This is a genomic window from Flavimobilis marinus (assembly GCF_900113055.1).
In the GTDB taxonomy this organism is placed as follows: domain Bacteria; phylum Actinomycetota; class Actinomycetes; order Actinomycetales; family Cellulomonadaceae; genus Flavimobilis; species Flavimobilis marinus.
On record NZ_FONZ01000001.1, the window covers coordinates 151,295 to 167,362 of the forward strand.

The following is a 16,068-nucleotide window of genomic DNA, read 5'->3' on the forward strand; positions in this document are numbered from 1 at the left end:
CCCGGTCGCCCTCGACGACGTGGATGGGACCCCCTCATGCCCCTGTGGACAGTGCACGGTGACGGCTCGACCGTCCAGCCCGGAGCCGCCGTCGCTCCGCTCGAACGCCTCAGCTGGCCGCGCACGATCGGCCTCGGCCTGCAGCACGTCGTCGCCATGGCCGGCGCCACGCTGATCGTCCCGGCGATCACCGACCTGCCCGCGACGACCACGCTCTTCTTCTCCGCGATCGGGACGTTCCTGTTCCTCGCGATCAACCGGAACCGGCTGCCCAGCTACCTCGGGTCGAGCTTCGCGTTCCTCGCGCCGTTCGCCGCCGCCTCGACCGTGACCGACGCGCTCGGCGGCGTGATCTTCGCCGGCGCGCTGCTGCTGGTGATCGGCATCGTGGTGCACCTCGCCGGGGTGCGCTGGATCGACGCGATCATGCCCCCGGTCGTCACCGGCGCGATCGTCGCGCTGATCGGTCTGAACCTCGCGCCCGTCGCGTGGGGCTCGTGCAACGCGGAGGTCGTCGACGGCGCGATCGTCGAGTCCTGCACCAGCGGGCTGCGGGCGGCGCCCGTGACCGGCCTGGTCACGATCCTCGCGATCTGCTTGTCCGCCGTCGCGTTCCGCGGCATCCTCGGCCGGCTGTCGATCCTCGTCGGCGTCGTCGTCGGGTACCTGACCGCGACCCTGCTGGGCGAGGTCGACTACTCGGGCGTGGGCGACGTCGCGTGGTTCGGTCTTCCGACGTTCACCGCACCGACCTTCGACCCCTCGATCCTGGTCATGTTCGTCCCCGTCGTCCTCGTCCTCGTCGCGGAGAACGTCGGCCACGTGAAGTCCGTCGCCGCCATGACGGGCACGGACCTCGACGCGAACGTCGGCAAGGCGCTCGCGGCCGACGGACTGGCGACGATGCTGGCCGGCTCGGGCGGCGGCTCAGGGACGACGACGTACGCCGAGAACATCGGCGTCATGGCGGCGACCCGCGTCTACTCGACCGCCGTCTACTGGGTCGCCGGCGCGACCGCGCTGCTGCTGAGCTTCTCGCCGAAGGTCGGCGAGGTGATCCAGGCGATGCCCGCGGGCGTCATCGGCGGGGCGGGCACCGTGCTCTACGGGATGATCGGCCTGCTCGGCGCGCGGATCTGGGTGCAGAACCGCGTCGACTTCTCCGCGCCCGTGAACCTGATCCCTGCCGCGGTGGCGTTGATCGTGGGTATCGCTGACTTCACGTTCACGTTCGGTGACGTCACGCTGGGCGGCATCGCGGTCGGGACGGTCGCGGCGATCGGCCTGTACCACCTGATGCGCGCGATCTCGTTGTGGCGAGGCACGCACGTCGAGCCCGCCAGCCCGAGCTCGGTCCCGGACACGCGGGTCGAGCACTAGCGCCGGGTCAGGCGTCCTCGCCGGCCTCGTCGTCGGTCGCCTCGTCCTCGGTGCCGTCGCCCTCGGCGGGCGCCTCGGTCGCGAGCCGTGCGGGCGCGGGCAGGGGGGTGACCGTCGCGACGTCGGCGCACCCGGTCAGGGGCGTGAGCGGCGATGCGGGATCGAGCTCGACCTCCTCGAGGGGGGCGAGGGCCGCGAAGCTGGACGCGACCGTGAGGTCGATGCTCGTGCCCTGCCGGGCGTCGAGGACGAGCTGGGCGTCGGGGACGTGGGCCCGCAGCGTGTACGCCTGGGCGATCCCCTCGGCTCCGAAGGAGATCAGGCTCACGACGGGGTTGCGCGGGTCGTTGCCGGTGTTCTCGATGAGGAACCCGCGGTCGGTCAGGAGCTCGCCGACGCTGCCCGCCAGGCCTGCGCGGTCGGAGCCGTTGAGGACGGTCACCGCGATCTCTCCGGCAGCGACCGGGAGCGTGTCCGGCGGGACGCACACCTGGGGCTGGTCGATCCTGGTGCCCTTCTCCTCGACCGCGACGAACTTCGGCTGGCCGGGGAGGCTGACGGCGCCGCTGTACACGGCGAGCGCACCGAGCACGACGACGGCGAGCGCGGCGATGATCATCCCGAACAGGACGGCCTGGCGCTCGTGCTTGTGTCGGCGCCGCAGCGCCCGTGCCTCGGCCGGAGTGTGTCGGGTGTTCACAGCGAGCAATCTAGTCGACGGTGCCCGACGCGGAGGAAGCGGTCCGCACGGTGCTGTCCGCGATCGCGCCGTCGGGAGCCAGCGAGAGCACGCGGGCGTGGAGGATGGGGCGCTGGTGCAGGGCCGCCCGCACCGCGCGGTGCAACCCGTCCTCGAGGTACATGACGCCGCGGTAGAGCACGACGTGCGCGAACAGGTCGCCGTAGAACGTCGAGTCGTCGGACAGCAGGCTGTCGAGGTTCAGCTCGCGCTTCGTGGTGACCAGCTCGTCGAGGCGCACCTGGCGGGGGGGCACGGTCGACCAGTCCTTGGGCGTGACGAGCCCGTGGTCCGGGTATGGCCGGCCGTCGCCGACGCCTTTGAAGATCACGCGGTCAGTGTAGGTGGGGCCTGGGCGGCCTGCGCGGCGGCGTAGACATCGACCACCTGCCGACCGACCGTCCCGACGTCGAAGCTCAGGGCCTGGGGGAGCTGCCGCTCCGCGGCTGCGAGCCGGAGGTCGCGGTCGGTGACGGCGCGGCCGAGGACGCGCGCGAACGTCGGCGTGTCGGTGGCGTCGACGAGCTGGTCCTCGAGCCCGGCCATGACGGTCCGGTACCCCGGGTTGTCGCCGGCGAGCACGATGCCTGGGCAGGCAGCGAGGGCCTCGACGACGCTGATGCCGAAGCTCTCGCCGCCGGTCGAGGGCAGCGCGACGACGTCGGCGCTCGCGAGCAGGGCGGCCTTGTCCTCCTCCGCGACGTACCCGGGGAACGAGACCTCGTCCGCCAGGCCGTGCTCCGTGACGTAGGTCCGCAGGGTCTGCTCGAGCGGGCCGGTCCCCGCGACGACGACGTCGAGGCGGGTGTCCGCGAGCGAGGCCGGGTCGTGCGCCGGGAGCGTGCGGGCGTGCGCGAGCGCACGGAGGAGCTCGCCGGCGCCCTTGCGCTCGACGAGGCGCCCGAGGAACACCACGCGGACCGGGCCGCTGCGCGCGGCGACATCCTCCGGCGCCGGGCGTGCGGCGGCGAACCGTCCGACGTCGACCGGGTTCCCGATCACGACGGGATCGACGCCGAGCGCGCTCGCCGCGAACGCGCGTGCCGGCTCGGAGACCGCGATCACACGGCCGAACCGGCGGAGCTGGCGGCGCTGCAGGAGGCCGAGCAGGCGCGTGCCGATCCGGGTGAGGGCGGACCACGGAAGGATGTGGAACGTGCCCACGACCGCGGTGGACGCCGGGGCCGCAGCGATGACGCGGCCGGCGAGGAACGGCGAGTAGGGCATGTTCACGTGCAGGACGTCGAAGCCGACGGCGGCGTGCAGCGCGCGGACCTCGGCGCGCCGGGCTGGCAGCGGGGTACCGAGCCGGTTGCCGTTGAAGCGCAGCCGGAGGTTGCGCCCCAGGGAGTGCAGCCGGGGCAGGTCGGTGCGCGCCGTCGTGCTGGTGAGGTAGTGGACCTCGTGGCCCTGTTCGGTCAGCCACGCGCCGAGCGTCAGCACGTGCTGCTGCACGCCGTCGGGGCGGTCGAGCGAGTCGTCGATCAGCAGGCCGACCTTCACGCGCGGGTGTCCTCGTCAGGCGCTGCCGGCCCCGCCTGATCGTCCGGCGTGGCGGCGACGTCCTCGGAGTGCCGGACCTCGCGCGTGCGTGCAGCGAACTGGCGCTGCTTGCCGATCATCAGCGCGAGCAGCGCACCGAGGGCCACGAGGATGCCCAGGGTCGCGAGGACCGCCTGGGGCGCCCGGGGCTCGTCGGGATCGGCGGGGGCCGCGGTCTCCGCCGTGGTGTCGCTCGGGTCGGCGGCGGGCTCCGTCGTCGCCTCGGGCGTCGTCTCGGTCGGCGTCTCCTCGGTGGTCGGGCTCGGCGCGGCGATGCCTTCCTCCGCGGTGAACGCGAACGTGCCGTCGATGGGGTGGCCGTCGCCGGAGGTCACGCGCCAGGTCACGGTGTAGTCCCCGGCCGTGAGGTCGCCGGCGAGGGCCTGGGTGACCGTGTTGTCATCCACGGCAGGCTCGCCCGCGCTGACCACGTCGCCCGCGGGGTTGGCGACCTCGACGACGCTGCCGAGCGCGAGCACCTCGCCGTCGAAGGTCAGCGTGACCGACTCGGGGACGGTGGCGACGGTGGATCCGTCTGCAGGATCGGTGGTCCGCAGCGCGTTGTGGGCGGAGGCCGGGGTGGCGAGGGCGACGAGGGCGAGGGCGGTGACCGCGAGCGACGCGACCACCCGGAGCAGCGACTGACGGAACATGCCCCCATGATGGCAGCCGCCACCGACGGGCTGGGACGCGCGCAGGTGCGACGAAGGCCCCGGCTCTGACGAGCGCGGGGCCTTCCATCTGCGGAGGATGGGGGATTCGAACCCCCGAGGGCGTTAACCCAACCGCCTTTCCAAGACGGCGCCATAGGCCACTAGGCGAATCCTCCAGTGAACCAGCGTCACCGAGGATACCCGACCCGGGGCGATCGCCCGAATCGCCTACCGGTGCGGACGGTCAGGTCCCCAGGATGCCGCGGACGATGCTGTCGCCCGAGTGTGTCGGGTCGCCGTCGAGCGGCTCCGCCGAGACGTCGACGACCGCGTAGTCGTCGAGGTCGACGGAGGCGGGGATCGGCAGGCGTCCCTCCGTGCCCTCGAGCACGCCGAGGCTCACCAGGCGGGTCACGTCGCGGTCGATCAGCCACACCTCCTGGAAGCCGTCGTCCGGGGTCTCGCCCGACAGGCTCACTACGAGCGTGCGCGCGCCGGTCTCGTCCGTCTCGACGCGGGCGCTGCCCGACGCCTGCCAGTCCGGCAGGGGGTCGAGCCCGACCTCGGCGACGACGGTGGGCGGCGTCTCGGAGCTGCCGCCGAGCTCGTTCACCAGCAGGCCACCGCCCACACCGCCGATGACGATCCCGGCCGCGGCGGCGAGGATCCACGTCGGGCGACGACGACCGCCGGGTCGGTCGCTGCGGCGCAGCGGGACCACGGTGGTGTCGGCCGGGGCCGGGGCCGGGGCCGGGGCCGGGGCCGGGGCCCGGAGCTCCGGGCCCAGCTCGGCCTGGATGTTCTCCCAGACGTGTGCGGGCGGGGCGACGGGGGTGTCGAGCGGCGTGACGCTCCGGCCCACCGCGACGACGGCGCCGAACGCTGCGACCTCGTCGCGGCAGGCCTCGCACCGCTCGAGGTGGGCGACGGCGTCGTCGGGCAAGGTCTCGCCCAGCGCGGCCAGCGCCAGCAGGTCGTCCTCAACGTGCTCCATCGTTCACCTCCAGTCGTGTGCGCAGCCGGGTCAGGCTCCGTCGGATGTGGCTCTTGACCGTCCCGAGCGGCAGGTCGAGCCGCAGGGCGATCTGGTCGTGGGTCAGGTCCTCGTAGAAGGCCAGCCCCAGGATGGTCCGCTGGGGCTCGCCGAGGCGGTCCATCTCGTCTGCGACGGTCACGCGTTCCACGACCCGTGCCGCCTCATGGTGCACGGCCGGCGCTGCGCCGGCCTCGTGGGCGACGGCGAGCGCGTCCCGGCGGTCGCGGGCGCGGCGGTCGAGCATGTCCGCGATGACGTTGCGGGTGATGCCGGTGAGCCACCCACCGAGGGGGCGGCCTGCGGTGTAGGAGGCCCGGCCTCGCCAGGCGTTGACGAAGACCTGCTGGGTGACGTCGTCGGCCTCGGAAGCCCCGCCGAGCGCCCGGGCAGCGAGGGTGTGGACGAGGGCCGACCACCGGCGGTACATCTCCGCGAGGGCAGCATCGTCACCGGCGACGAACGCGGAGGCGAGCCGGGGCTCGTCCCACGAGTTGGGAGCGAGGACGTCGCTGGTGTGCAGGGCGCCCCTCCTGGTGTCGCTGCTCGGTCGGTCATGGTCGTCGGGCTCCTGGCACCGTCATGGCGACGGGACCGCGGTGACCAGCACGTTGTCGGAGTAGTGCTCGGCAGCGGAGTCCCAGCTGCCACCGCAGGTGATCAGCACGAGCCGCGGGTCTCCCTCGCGCGTGAAGACATCGTGCCAGGTGATGTCGGACTTGGCGACCATCTCGACGGACACGACGTTGAACGTGGTCGTGCGCGCGTCGGCGTCGGTCGTGGTGACCTGGTCGCCGCGCTCGAGGTCCGCCAGTCGCGAGAAGGGTCCGAGGCCGCCCGAGGCGATCGAGTCGACGTGCGCGGCGATCACCGAGGTGCCGGACTCCGAGCCCGGGGGCGGCCCGAACTCGTACCAGCCGGCGACGTTCGCGTCCGCCGGGATGACCATCTGGCCGTCGTCGGCCACGCCCACCGGCTCGACGGCGATCGTGACGTCGAGGTCGTCGACGTCCACGCGGGTCGGGGCTGCGACGGCGGCCGGTGGTTCGGCGACGGCGGGGCGGACAGGGACGTCGGCTGCGCGGCTCGGGCGCTCGGGCCGGGTCGGCGTCGGCTCAGGTGCGGTCGGCGTCGTGGTGACGGTCGGGGCTGGCGGGCCAGTCTCCGGGGTCGAGCCCTGGCAGGCGGTGAGCGCGAGGGCGAGCGCCAGCAGGAGGCCGGCGGTGCTGGCCGGGAGTCGGGGGGGCATCTCGGCTCCTCTCAGGGCGTCGGGTTCGTGAGCGTGGACCGGGAACGGCCCCGGACGGCCGCCGTCGTGGCTGGCCGTCCGGGTGTGGTGCAGGTCGTGCGGCGGGTGGAGGGGTGGGTGCCAACCAGGGGCTGCTGACACCCACCCCGGTAAGGGGGTCAGCGCGTCGCGGTGGCCTTGCGACGGGTGACGGCGAGGGCACCCAGGCCGGCGGCGGCGACGCCACCGATCAGCAGCAGGGCGTTCGGGCCGGACTCGGCCGCGAGGCCGAGCTCACCGGAGGGCACGCCCTCGGGGGCGGAGTGCAGGCCCTCGATGGTCTGGACGGCGAGGGCGAGGTTGTCGTCCTCGAGGCTGCCCCAGGCGTAGACGATCGTGTTGACGCCCTCGGCGACGTTCACGTCGGTCGGGCCGACGACGGGCTCGGTGGTCCCGGCCGCGGCGACCGCCGCGGGCACGGTCCCGGCGGGCAGGTCGAGCACTTCCTCGTCGGGGTTCTCGAGGCCCTCGATCACGGCGTCGCCACCGGCGAGGATGTCGACCGCAGGAGCGGCGGCCGCATGACGGACCGTCAGACGGCCTTCGCCGGCGGCGGTGTTCGAGATGTCGTTGGTGAACAGCGACGCGGTCGGCGTGCCCTCGGCGTCGAGGTGCGCGGCCGCGGTGTAGTTCATGCCGTCCTCGAGCGTGAGGTCGATGGGGCCGATGGCCGGCTCGGAGTCGTCCATGGCGTCCGAGGCGGTGATCGCGACGGTGTAGGTGCCGCCCGGGAGCTCGAGCGGGCCGGCCAGGTCGCCGGGCTCGAAGTCGTCGAGCGTGAGGTCACCGTTGACGTAGACGTCGACGGTCAGGCCGGGGACGCCGTGCAGGACAGAGAGCTGAGCGTCGCCGTCGGCGGCGTGAGCGGGAACGGCTCCGGCGACGAGCATGACACCGGCGGCGGTTCCGACGAGAAGACGAGTGCGCATGATGCTTCCTCCTTCTTGAGCCCCTGGAAGGGCGCTGAACTGCTTGACACCCCTACTACTCCGCGGGGTGGCCGTTCAGATGCACTCGGATTCAACTTTCTTCCGCGGCCCCGTTTTCCGCGGTCCGCGGGGTCTGGGCTAGGGTTGGGTCAGACCCCTCGTGCGGCGTCATCTCGCTGAACTCCCCCAGGGCCGGAAGGCAGCAAGGGTAGGTGAGCTCTGGCGGGTGTGCGGGGGGTCCTTTTTTGTACCCGCCCGTCCCGCGCCGGCCGCTTCCCAGCACACTCCTGCTCGGCCTGGCCGAGCCAGACTGTGCTCCGACGCTGGGGCCGTCCGCCGCGTGTCGACCACCAGTTGGACAGCGTCCCGAGGAGTGAGACTGGTTCGCGCTGGGCGGGGAAGTGGACGCAGCATTGGTCCCATGTTCGCCCCCTGCCGCACGGCCACCATCGACGCGATGTGCTCGCGTCCGATGATGTGTTGCCGAATGCCGCAGCGGGCCGCCGTGCAGGCCTGACGCCGCTCTGACGAGCCGCGTCGACCACGGCACGCGACACGACGGTGTCGCTGACGCCCGCCTCGCCCCCGCTGCCGCCGCGCCGTCGGGCCCGGCCCCCGCACCCCTCCCGGGAGATCGACCGGCCACCTCCGCGTCGTGTCCCGACCCCCTTCGCCTGAAACGGATCACGTCATGAAGCGCACCACCCTCTCCGTCCTCGCCCTCACGTCTCTCGCGCTCGGCCTCACCGCCTGCGCCTCCGAGGACGAGACGCCCGCCGCGTCCGGCTCGGGCACCTCGAGTGCCGCCGAAGCGCCGGTGCGGATCGGCGTCGTGAACTCCTCGGACGAGCAGTGGCCGATCTTCGTCGAGAAGGCCACCGAGGCCGGCATCGAGGTCGAGCTCGTGAACTTCACCGAGTACACGCAGCCCAACCCGGCGCTCAGCCAGGACCAGCTCGACCTCAACCAGTTCCAGCACCTGCAGTACCTCGCTGACTACAACGTCGCCGCGGGCGACACCCTCACGCCGATCGGGTCGACCGCGATCTACCCCCTCGCCCTGTACTCCGCGAAGCACGACTCGGTGGAGGCCATCCCCGAGGGTGGCGAGATCGCGGTCCCCAACGACCCGACCAATCTCAACCGTGCGCTGTTCGTCCTGCAGAGCGCCGGCCTGGTCGAGCTCGAGGGCGGCGGCACGCTGCAGTCCACCGAGATCGACGTCCTGCCGAGCTCCAAGGTCACGGTCACCCCGGTCGACGCGGCCCAGGCGGCGGTCGCGCTCCAGTCCGTCGACGGCGCGATCATCAACAACGACTTCCTCGAGGACGCTGGCCTCGCGGCGGACGACGCCCTCGCCCAGGACGACCCGGCGTCGGTCGGCGCGCGCCCGTACATCAACATCTGGGTTGCGCGTGAGGAGGACAAGGACAACGAGACCTACCTCGAGCTCGTCGAGATCTCGCACGACGCCGAGGTCGAGGCGGCCCTTCAGCAGGCCTCCGGTGGCACCGCGGTGATCGTGGACGAGGATGGAGCGACCCTCGCGGGCTACCTGGCGGACATCCAGGCCGCGATCGCCCAGGGCTGACCCGCCCCACCGGGAGGAGAGCGATGTCGATGGCCAGCAGCGCAGCGCCGATGATCAGCTTCCGCGACGCCACCAAGGTGTTCGGGGGCGGGCGCTCGGGCGAGGTGCGCGCCGTCGACGGCGTCACGCTCGACGTCGCTGCCGGCGAGGTCTTCGGGGTGATCGGGTACTCCGGGGCGGGCAAGTCCACCCTGGTCCGCCTGATCAACGCCCTCGAGCCGCTCACGAGCGGGCAGGTCGTCGTCGACGGGCAGGACGTGGGCGCCCTCGGCGAGGGTGAGCTGCGTGAGGTCCGCTCGCACATCGGCATGATCTTCCAGCAGTTCAATCTGCTCTCCTCCCGCACGGTCGCCGGGAACGTGGCCTACCCGCTCGAGGTCGCGGGCTGGTCACGGGCCCGGCGGGCCGCGCGCGTCGCCGAGCTCCTCGAGTTCGTCGGCCTGTCCGACAAGGCCAAGCAGTACCCCTCGAAGCTCTCGGGCGGCCAGAAGCAGCGCGTCGGCATCGCCCGCGCGCTCGCGACCAACCCCAAGGTCCTGCTCGCCGACGAGTCCACGAGCGCGCTCGACCCCGACACCACCCGCGACGTGCTCAACCTGCTGCGGCGCGTGAACGCGGAGCTCGGCGTCACCATCGTCGTCATCACCCACGAGATGGACGTCGTGAAGTACATCTGCGACCGCGTCGCGGTGATGGAGCACGGCAAGGTCGTCGAGCACGGCGACGTCTACTCCCTGTTCGCGCGACCGCAGCACCCGGCCACGCGACGGTTCGTCGGCAGCTCGCTGCGCGACCGTCCCACCGCCGCAGCCCTCGAGCGGCTGCGGCGCCGGCACCCGGGCCGCATCGTCACGATCGGGATCCGCGAGGACGGTGCGTCGTCGAACGACCTCACCCGCGCCCTGCGCGAGCACCCGGTCGACGGCACGATCGTCTACGGCGGGATCACCGAGATCGCCGAGCGGCCGTACGGCTCGCTCACGCTCGCCCTCGAGGGAGCCGACGACGCCGTGGCCGCCTTCCTCGCCGACCTCGCCACCACGACGAGCGTCCTCGACCTCGGTACCGCCGCAGCGCCGCTCGCTGATCCCGACGCGGTGCCCGAGCGCAGCGACGAGGACGGGGACGGGGGAGCCGTGCGCGGGAGCCTCGACGTGGGCGCGGCCGGCCTTGCCCAGCACGGCGGGCCCGAGGCCGCGCCCACGTTCAAACTGTTCGCCCCGTTCCGGAGGTGGAAGTCATGATCACGACCGTGGACACCGACTGGGAGCGGCTCCAGCCCGTCCTGATCGAGGCGCTGGGCGAGACCCTCTACATGGTGGGCGTCACGCTGCTCGTCGGCGGCTTCTTCGGGCTGCTCATGGGGCTCGCGCTCTATGCCACGCGTGCCGGCAACCTGCTGGCGAACCGCCCGGTCTTCGCGGTGCTCAACGTGCTCGTGAACCTCGTGCGCCCCATCCCGTTCATCATCTTCATCACCGCGATCGGGCCGATCACCCTGCAGGTGGTCGGCAAGACCATCGGCACCGAGGCCGTGATCTTCCCCATGACGATCATGGCGGCGTTCGCGTTCGCGCGGATCGTCGAGCAGAACCTCGTGGCGCTCGACCCTGGCGTTGTCGAGGCGGCCCGGGCGATGGGCGCGTCCCGGTTCCGCGTCGTGTGGTCCGTGCTGATCCCCGAGGCGCTCGCGCCGCTGATCCTGGGCTACACGTTCCTGTTCGTGGGCGTGATCGACATGTCCGCCATGGCTGGCCTGATCGGCGGCGGCGGGCTCGGGGACTTCGCCATCCGGTACGGCTACCAGCGGTTCAACTGGGAGGTCACGCTCGTCACGGTCGGCATCATCGTGGTGATCGTGCAGGTAATCCAGCTGGGCGGCAACGCGCTCGCGCGGCGCATGCTGCGGCGTTAGCCGTGGTGCTCCCCGGACCGTTCGCGCGCGGGTGGGGACGGGGCGTCGGAGGGTCGGTGGCAGCGTCTAAGGTGGCCACGTGAGCACAGCCCTGTATCGCCGTTACCGCCCGGACAGCTTCGCTGACGTCATCGGGCAGGAGCACGTCACGGGTCCGCTCATGCAGGCGCTCCGGTCCAGCCGCGTCAACCACGCCTACCTGTTCTCGGGGCCGCGCGGGTGCGGCAAGACGACGTCCGCGCGCATCCTCGCGCGCATCCTCAACTGCGCCCGGAACACCCCGGAGAACCCGAGCGACACCCCCTGCGGGGAGTGCGACTCGTGCGTCGACCTGGCCACGGGCGGCTCGGGCAGCCTCGATGTCGTCGAGATCGACGCGGCGAGCCACGGTGGTGTCGACGACGCCCGCGAGCTCCGGGAGCGCGCGACGTTCTCCCCGTCGCGGGACCGCTACAAGATCTTCATCCTCGACGAGGCGCACATGGTGACGCCGCAGGGCTTCAACGCGCTGCTCAAGATCGTCGAGGAGCCGCCGGAGTACCTGAAGTTCATCTTCGCGACGACGGAGCCGGACAAGGTCATCGGGACCATCCGCTCGCGCACGCACCACTACCCGTTCCGGCTCGTCCCGCCGGACGTCCTGCAGCCCTACCTCGACCAGCTGTGCCGCAGCGAGGGCGTGACCGTCGGGTCGGGCGTCCTCCCGCTCGTGGTCCGCGCCGGCGGTGGGTCCGTCCGTGACTCGCTGTCCGTGATGGACCAGCTGATCGCCGGGTCGCACGACGGCACGGTCGACTACGAGCTCGCCGTCAACCTGCTCGGCTACACCCACGCGACGCTGCTCGACGACGCCGTCGAGGCGATGGCCGCGCGCGACGGCGGCAGCCTCTTCCGGGTCGTCGAGCGCGTCATCACCTCGGGTCACGAGCCCCGCCGGTTCGTCGAGGACCTCCTCGAGCGACTGCGCGACCTCATCGTCATCACCGTCTCGGGCGAGAGCGCGAACGCGGTGCTGCGCGACGTCCCCGCGGACCAGCTGGCGCGCATGCAGGCGCAGGCGGGCAACCTCGGCACCGCCGAGCTGTCGCGCGCGGCGGACCTCGTGAACGACGCCCTGACGGAGATGACCGGGGCCACGTCGCCGCGGCTGCACCTCGAGCTGCTGTGCGCGCGCCTGCTGCTGCCCGCGGCCGACGACGGCGCCCGCGGCCTGGCCGCGCGGCTCGACCGCCTCGAGCGTGGGGCTGCCGGAACCCCCAACCTGGCGGCACCGCCGCGGTACGAGGCCGCGGTGCCGGCCGCGCCCGCCGCGCCCGCTGCGCCACGACCGGCCGCCGCCGCAGTCCCCACGCCGGAGCCCGAGCGCCCCACCCCGGTCGCGGTCGTCGAGGGGCCCGTGGTCCCCGCCGGGCCGGCCCCGCGACTGACGCCTGAGCCCGTCGTGCCGCCGGCGGCCGAGGCCGCGACCACGCCCGCCGCTGCGTCCGAGCCGGTCGCCCCGCCGGTGTCCTCCGCCCCGCGCGAGCCGGCCGCTGCCCGCGAGCCGGCCGCTGCGAGCGAGTCCGCGACGCAGAAGAACCCCGCGGCCCAGGAGGCGCCCGAGGATGCGGCGTTGACCGAGCCCCGGCGCGAGACCTCGCCTGCGCCTGCCGCCGAGCCGGTGGCACCGCCCGTGGCCGGGCCCGCCCCCGCCGCAGAGCTCGCGGCTCTGGCGGCGGCGTCTGGGTCCTCCGGCACGCCGGACACCGAGATGCTGCGTCGGCGCTGGCCCGAGGTCCTAGACACCCTGTCGCGCGTGAAGCGCACCACGTGGGCTCTCGTCGGGCCCAACTCGCAGGTCGTGGAGCTCACCGACAGCGCGCTGCGCTTGTCGTTCAGCTCGCCCGGCCTCGCTACGGCGTTCCGCGGCGGCCCGCACGCGCAGATGGTCCAGCAGGCCGTCCGCGAGACGCTCGGCTTCGACGTCCGGGTCGAGGGTTCGGTGGACGAGCGTCGTGGGGGAGGCGCGGGGCAGTCGGGTCCGGCAGGCCCGTCAGGTCCGACGTCCGCCGCCCCTGCACCCGCGGCGGTGTCCGCACCCGTGCGCGTCAGCGCCCAGTCCGCGGTCCCCGCGCGGACGCCAGCGTCCCAGCCCGCGCCCTCGTTCCCCGCGCCCCAGCCCGTCTCGCCCGCAGGCGCGCCGGCTCGTGCGGAGTCCACGGCGCGTGACCAGCGGTCCGTGACCTCACCCCCGTGGGACGTCGACGAGCCGGAGGAGGACCCGGGCCCCGCCGACCACGCGTGGTCGGACGAGCCCGCAGGTCCCGAGGCGCCGCGCCCGGACGCTGCTCCCGCGCGTCAGTCGTCGCGGCCGGAGACGGCGCCCGGGCAGGCGCCAGCAGCAGGGCAGGCGGCGGCAGCAAGGCAGGCGCCGGCCGCGGCCGTCGTGGAGCCCGTGGTCGCGCCCGAGGACGTCACGTGGGAGGTCGCGCCCCTCGGCACGGCCCACCAGCCCAGCGCCGCCGCCCCGGCTGACACGCACGGGTCCGCGGGCGGAGCAGCGCCGGTGAGCCCGAGCTCCACCGGCGCGAGCACCGGGGCCCCGGCCGGGGTCGCCGCCGCACGGCTCGCCGCGACACGCGCGTCCGCGCCGTCGGCGCCGAGCGCGCCCCACGTGGCGGGGCGAGGCGCCGCCGCCCCCCAGCGCGCCTCCGACGTCGAGCCGCCGTACGACCCGGAGGAAGAGCCGCCCTACGACGAGGACAGCGTCCCGTTCGTCGAGCACACCCTCCAGGGGGTTCCGCTCGTGGCACAGCTCCTCGGGGGCACCGTCATCGACGAGATCATCGACCCCGGCGCCTGACGCCACGCCACCGGCGGCGCTCGTGCGCCTGCCGACCGCGCCAGCCGCCGGGCTGCCACGGGATCACGTCGGTCGGCGGGCACACCGGCAGGACGTAGGCTGACGGTGTGTATGAAGGCGCGGTCCAGGACCTGATCGACGAGCTCGGGCGACTCCCCGGGGTCGGCCCCAAGAGCGCCCAGCGCATCGCGTTCCACCTCCTCGCGGCCGACCCCGTCGACGTGCGCCGCCTCGCGGACGCCCTGACCGAGGTCAAGGCACGCGTGCGGTTCTGCGACGTGTGCGGCAACGTCACCGAGGAGGAGACGTGCCGCGTGTGCCGCGACCCGCGTCGCTCGCCCGCAGTGATCTGCGTCGTCGAGGAGCCCAAGGACGTCGTCGCGATCGAGCGCACCCGCGAGTTTCGCGGCAAGTACCACGTGCTCGGCGGCGCCATCAACCCCATCGAGAACGTCGGGCCGGACGACCTGCGGATCGCCGAGCTCATGACGCGCCTCGCGGACGGCACCGTCCAGGAGGTCATCCTCGCGATGGACCCGAACGTCGAGGGCGAGGCCACCGCCACGTACCTCTCGCGCATGCTCGGCCCCATGGGGCTGCGGGTGACGCGCCTGGCTTCCGGCCTGCCGGTCGGAGGCGACTTGGAGTACGCCGACGAGGTCACGCTCGGTCGCGCGTTCGAGGGACGGAGGCTCGTCAGTGGCTGAGCGCGAGGACGACCTGCACGAGATCGCCCAGACCTTCGCCGGTCAGGCGACCACCTTCCTGCGCGCCACGACGCAGATCGCCTCGGGCGGTGCCCCCGCCGCAGCCATCCCGCTGCTGCTGCTCGCGACGTCGGAGATCCTGGCCGCCGGCGCGCGCCTCGGGGCGATCGTCGACGTCGTCCCGTCCGAGCGGTTCGAGCCCGACTCCGGGCCGGACACGGACCTCGACCCCCTGCGCACCGGCCTCGCCCGCGCCCTCGACGGGCTCGACGACTACGTCGAGATCATCGACCCGATCCTCGGCCCCGACGCCGGGCCCGCGACCCTGTCAGCCGACATCGCCGACATCGCGAGCGCCCTGACGCAAGGGCTCGCACACTTCGACGCCGGGCACGAGCTCGAGGCTCTGTGGTGGTGGCAGTTCTCGTTCCTGTCGCTGTGGGGGGAGCGCGCCGCAGGCGCGGCCCGGGTGCTGCACGTGATCCTCGCGCACCTGCGTCTCGACGTGGAGGACGACGTCGCCGCCGAGGCCGAGTACGACGCGCTGCAGCAGCACCTCTGACAGCGCCCGCCCGTGGACGTCGAGGTCTCGACCCTGCTCCTGCTCCTCCTGGCGGCACTGACCGCGGGATGGATCGACGCCGTCGTCGGGGGCGGTGGCCTGGTGCAGCTGCCCGCGCTGCTGCTGGTGCCCGGCATCAGCCCGGTGCAGGCGCTCGCGACCAACAAGCTCGCGAGCATCATGGGGACGTCCGTGAGCGCCGCGACGTTCTACCGCCGGGTGCACCCTGACCTGCGCACCGCGGGGCCGATGGCCCTGACCGCGTTCGTCGGCGCTATCGGCGGGGCCGCGATCGCCTCGCGGATACCGAGCGAGCTGTTCACCCCGATCATCCTCGGCGTGCTCGTGCTGGTGGCGGTCTTCACGATCGCCCGGCCCTCGGTCGGCGCGACCACCCAGCTGCGGTGGTCCGGGAACGGCCACCTCGGTGCAGCCGCGGGGATCGGGCTCGTCATCGGCGCCTATGACGGCCTGCTCGGCCCCGGCACGGGCACCTTCCTGGTGATCTCCCTGGTGAGTGTCCTGGGGTACGCGTTCCTGCCGGCGTCGGCCATCGCCAAGATCGCCAACTTCGCGACGAACGCGGGCGCCCTGATCTTCTTCGTCCCGCACGGTGCCGTGATCTGGGGGCTCGGCCTCGCGATGGGCGCAGCCAACCTCACCGGCGGGTACATCGGCGCGCGCATGGCGGTCGCGAAGGGCAGCGGGTTCGTGCGCGGGGTGTTCGTCGTCGTCGTCTCCGCGCTGATCCTGCGCCTGGGCTGGCAGGTCTTCGCCGGCTGACGCCAGCGTGCCGCCGCATGACGGCCGTGCAAGCACACTCTGGCTCGGCTGACCCGAGCGGGAGTGTGCTGGCGTCGCGGTGGCACCCGGCGCTACGATCGGGG

At 73.1% G+C, this 16,068-nt stretch carries 15 protein-coding genes, 1 tRNA gene, 1 other RNA gene and 1 pseudogene; 9 read left to right on the forward strand and 9 right to left on the reverse strand.

The window, feature by feature from the left end:
- Positions 1–36 precede the first annotated feature (36 nt).
- On the forward strand, positions 37–1,380 hold the full coding sequence (locus BMZ30_RS00700; RefSeq protein ID WP_093374200.1) for a uracil-xanthine permease family protein: 1,344 nt from the start codon (positions 37–39) through the stop codon (positions 1,378–1,380).
- Between the two features lie 7 nt (positions 1,381–1,387).
- Here BMZ30_RS00700 and BMZ30_RS00705 read toward each other — a convergent pair whose 3' ends face one another.
- From BMZ30_RS00705 to BMZ30_RS00745, 9 genes and pseudogenes are all read right to left on the reverse strand, one after another.
- Positions 1,388–2,080 carry a LytR C-terminal domain-containing protein gene (locus BMZ30_RS00705; RefSeq protein WP_143073092.1) on the reverse strand — a complete coding sequence of 231 codons (693 nt, stop codon included), beginning with the start codon at positions 2,078–2,080 and terminating at the stop codon, positions 1,388–1,390.
- Positions 2,081–2,159: 79 nt separating this feature from the next.
- A pseudogene (locus tag BMZ30_RS00710) lies at positions 2,160–2,450 on the reverse strand (type II toxin-antitoxin system VapB family antitoxin); the annotation flags it as partial.
- Positions 2,447–3,622: a glycosyltransferase family 4 protein gene (locus BMZ30_RS00715; protein ID WP_093374203.1), complete on the reverse strand. Its 1,176-nt coding sequence runs from the start codon at positions 3,620–3,622 to the stop codon at positions 2,447–2,449. The pseudogene BMZ30_RS00710 and the gene BMZ30_RS00715, both read right to left, overlap by 4 nt.
- Positions 3,619–4,314: a copper resistance CopC family protein gene (locus tag BMZ30_RS00720; RefSeq protein ID WP_093374204.1), complete on the reverse strand. Its 696-nt coding sequence runs from the start codon at positions 4,312–4,314 to the stop codon at positions 3,619–3,621. Before BMZ30_RS00720 ends, BMZ30_RS00715 begins: the two co-directional genes overlap by 4 nt.
- A 91-nt stretch (positions 4,315–4,405) precedes the next feature.
- A tRNA-Ser gene (locus tag BMZ30_RS00725) sits at positions 4,406–4,490 on the reverse strand.
- 68 nt (positions 4,491–4,558) lie between these two features.
- Complete coding sequence (locus tag BMZ30_RS00730; RefSeq protein ID WP_093374205.1) at positions 4,559–5,308, reverse strand: anti-sigma factor; 750 nt, start codon at positions 5,306–5,308, stop codon at positions 4,559–4,561.
- A complete protein-coding gene (locus tag BMZ30_RS00735; protein WP_093374206.1) occupies positions 5,295–5,777 on the reverse strand; it encodes an RNA polymerase sigma factor in 483 nt (160 codons plus the stop codon). The genes BMZ30_RS00730 and BMZ30_RS00735 overlap by 14 nt, the downstream gene beginning before the upstream one ends.
- Before the next feature lie 150 nt (positions 5,778–5,927).
- Positions 5,928–6,596 carry a class F sortase gene (locus BMZ30_RS00740; protein WP_093374207.1) on the reverse strand — a complete coding sequence of 223 codons (669 nt, stop codon included), beginning with the start codon at positions 6,594–6,596 and terminating at the stop codon, positions 5,928–5,930.
- Positions 6,597–6,754: 158 nt separating this feature from the next.
- Entirely contained in the window at positions 6,755–7,564 is an 810-nt protein-coding gene (locus BMZ30_RS00745) for a DUF4397 domain-containing protein (protein ID WP_093374208.1), read from the reverse strand.
- 149 nt (positions 7,565–7,713) lie between these two features.
- On the opposite strand from BMZ30_RS00745, the gene ffs reads away from it, so the two are divergent.
- The 8 genes from ffs (at position 7,714) to BMZ30_RS00785 (ending at position 15,964) form a co-directional block, all read left to right on the forward strand.
- Positions 7,714–7,810: signal recognition particle sRNA small type (gene ffs / locus BMZ30_RS00750), an RNA gene on the forward strand.
- 445 nt (positions 7,811–8,255) lie between these two features.
- Entirely contained in the window at positions 8,256–9,155 is a 900-nt protein-coding gene (locus BMZ30_RS00755; RefSeq protein WP_093374209.1) for a MetQ/NlpA family ABC transporter substrate-binding protein, read from the forward strand.
- Between the two features lie 29 nt (positions 9,156–9,184).
- The gene (locus BMZ30_RS00760) at positions 9,185–10,399 is read left to right on the forward strand and encodes a methionine ABC transporter ATP-binding protein (RefSeq protein ID WP_373296821.1); all 1,215 of its coding nucleotides are present in this window, start codon (positions 9,185–9,187) and stop codon (positions 10,397–10,399) included.
- Positions 10,396–11,070, forward strand: a complete 675-nt coding sequence (locus tag BMZ30_RS00765) for a methionine ABC transporter permease (RefSeq protein ID WP_093374211.1) — start codon at positions 10,396–10,398, stop codon at positions 11,068–11,070. Before BMZ30_RS00760 ends, BMZ30_RS00765 begins: the two co-directional genes overlap by 4 nt.
- 79 nt (positions 11,071–11,149) lie before the next feature.
- Positions 11,150–13,912, forward strand: a complete 2,763-nt coding sequence (locus tag BMZ30_RS00770) for a DNA polymerase III subunit gamma and tau (protein ID WP_093374212.1) — start codon at positions 11,150–11,152, stop codon at positions 13,910–13,912.
- A 107-nt stretch (positions 13,913–14,019) separates the two neighbouring features.
- On the forward strand, positions 14,020–14,619 hold the full coding sequence (gene recR, locus BMZ30_RS00775; RefSeq protein WP_093374213.1) for a recombination mediator RecR: 600 nt from the start codon (positions 14,020–14,022) through the stop codon (positions 14,617–14,619).
- Entirely contained in the window at positions 14,612–15,181 is a 570-nt protein-coding gene (locus BMZ30_RS00780; protein ID WP_093374214.1) for a DUF5063 domain-containing protein, read from the forward strand. The genes recR and BMZ30_RS00780 overlap by 8 nt, the downstream gene beginning before the upstream one ends.
- A 12-nt stretch (positions 15,182–15,193) precedes the next feature.
- Positions 15,194–15,964, forward strand: coding sequence for a TSUP family transporter (locus BMZ30_RS00785; RefSeq protein ID WP_093374215.1), 771 nt, complete (start codon positions 15,194–15,196; stop codon positions 15,962–15,964).
- Positions 15,965–16,068: the final 104 nt, after the last annotated feature.

Coding starts and splice junctions, on each gene's coding strand:
- BMZ30_RS00700 (WP_093374200.1), top strand. CDS start 37: ATGCCCCTGTGGACAGTGCACGGTGACGGCTCGACCGTCCAGCCCGGA.
- BMZ30_RS00720 (WP_093374204.1), bottom strand. CDS start 4,314: ATGTTCCGTCAGTCGCTGCTCCGGGTGGTCGCGTCGCTCGCGGTCACC.
- BMZ30_RS00730 (WP_093374205.1), bottom strand. CDS start 5,308: ATGGAGCACGTTGAGGACGACCTGCTGGCGCTGGCCGCGCTGGGCGAG.
- BMZ30_RS00735 (WP_093374206.1), bottom strand. CDS start 5,777: ATGTACCGCCGGTGGTCGGCCCTCGTCCACACCCTCGCTGCCCGGGCG.
- BMZ30_RS00740 (WP_093374207.1), bottom strand. CDS start 6,596: ATGCCCCCCCGACTCCCGGCCAGCACCGCCGGCCTCCTGCTGGCGCTC.
- BMZ30_RS00745 (WP_093374208.1), bottom strand. CDS start 7,564: ATGCGCACTCGTCTTCTCGTCGGAACCGCCGCCGGTGTCATGCTCGTC.
- BMZ30_RS00755 (WP_093374209.1), top strand. CDS start 8,256: ATGAAGCGCACCACCCTCTCCGTCCTCGCCCTCACGTCTCTCGCGCTC.
- BMZ30_RS00760 (WP_373296821.1), top strand. CDS start 9,185: ATGGCCAGCAGCGCAGCGCCGATGATCAGCTTCCGCGACGCCACCAAG.
- BMZ30_RS00765 (WP_093374211.1), top strand. CDS start 10,396: ATGATCACGACCGTGGACACCGACTGGGAGCGGCTCCAGCCCGTCCTG.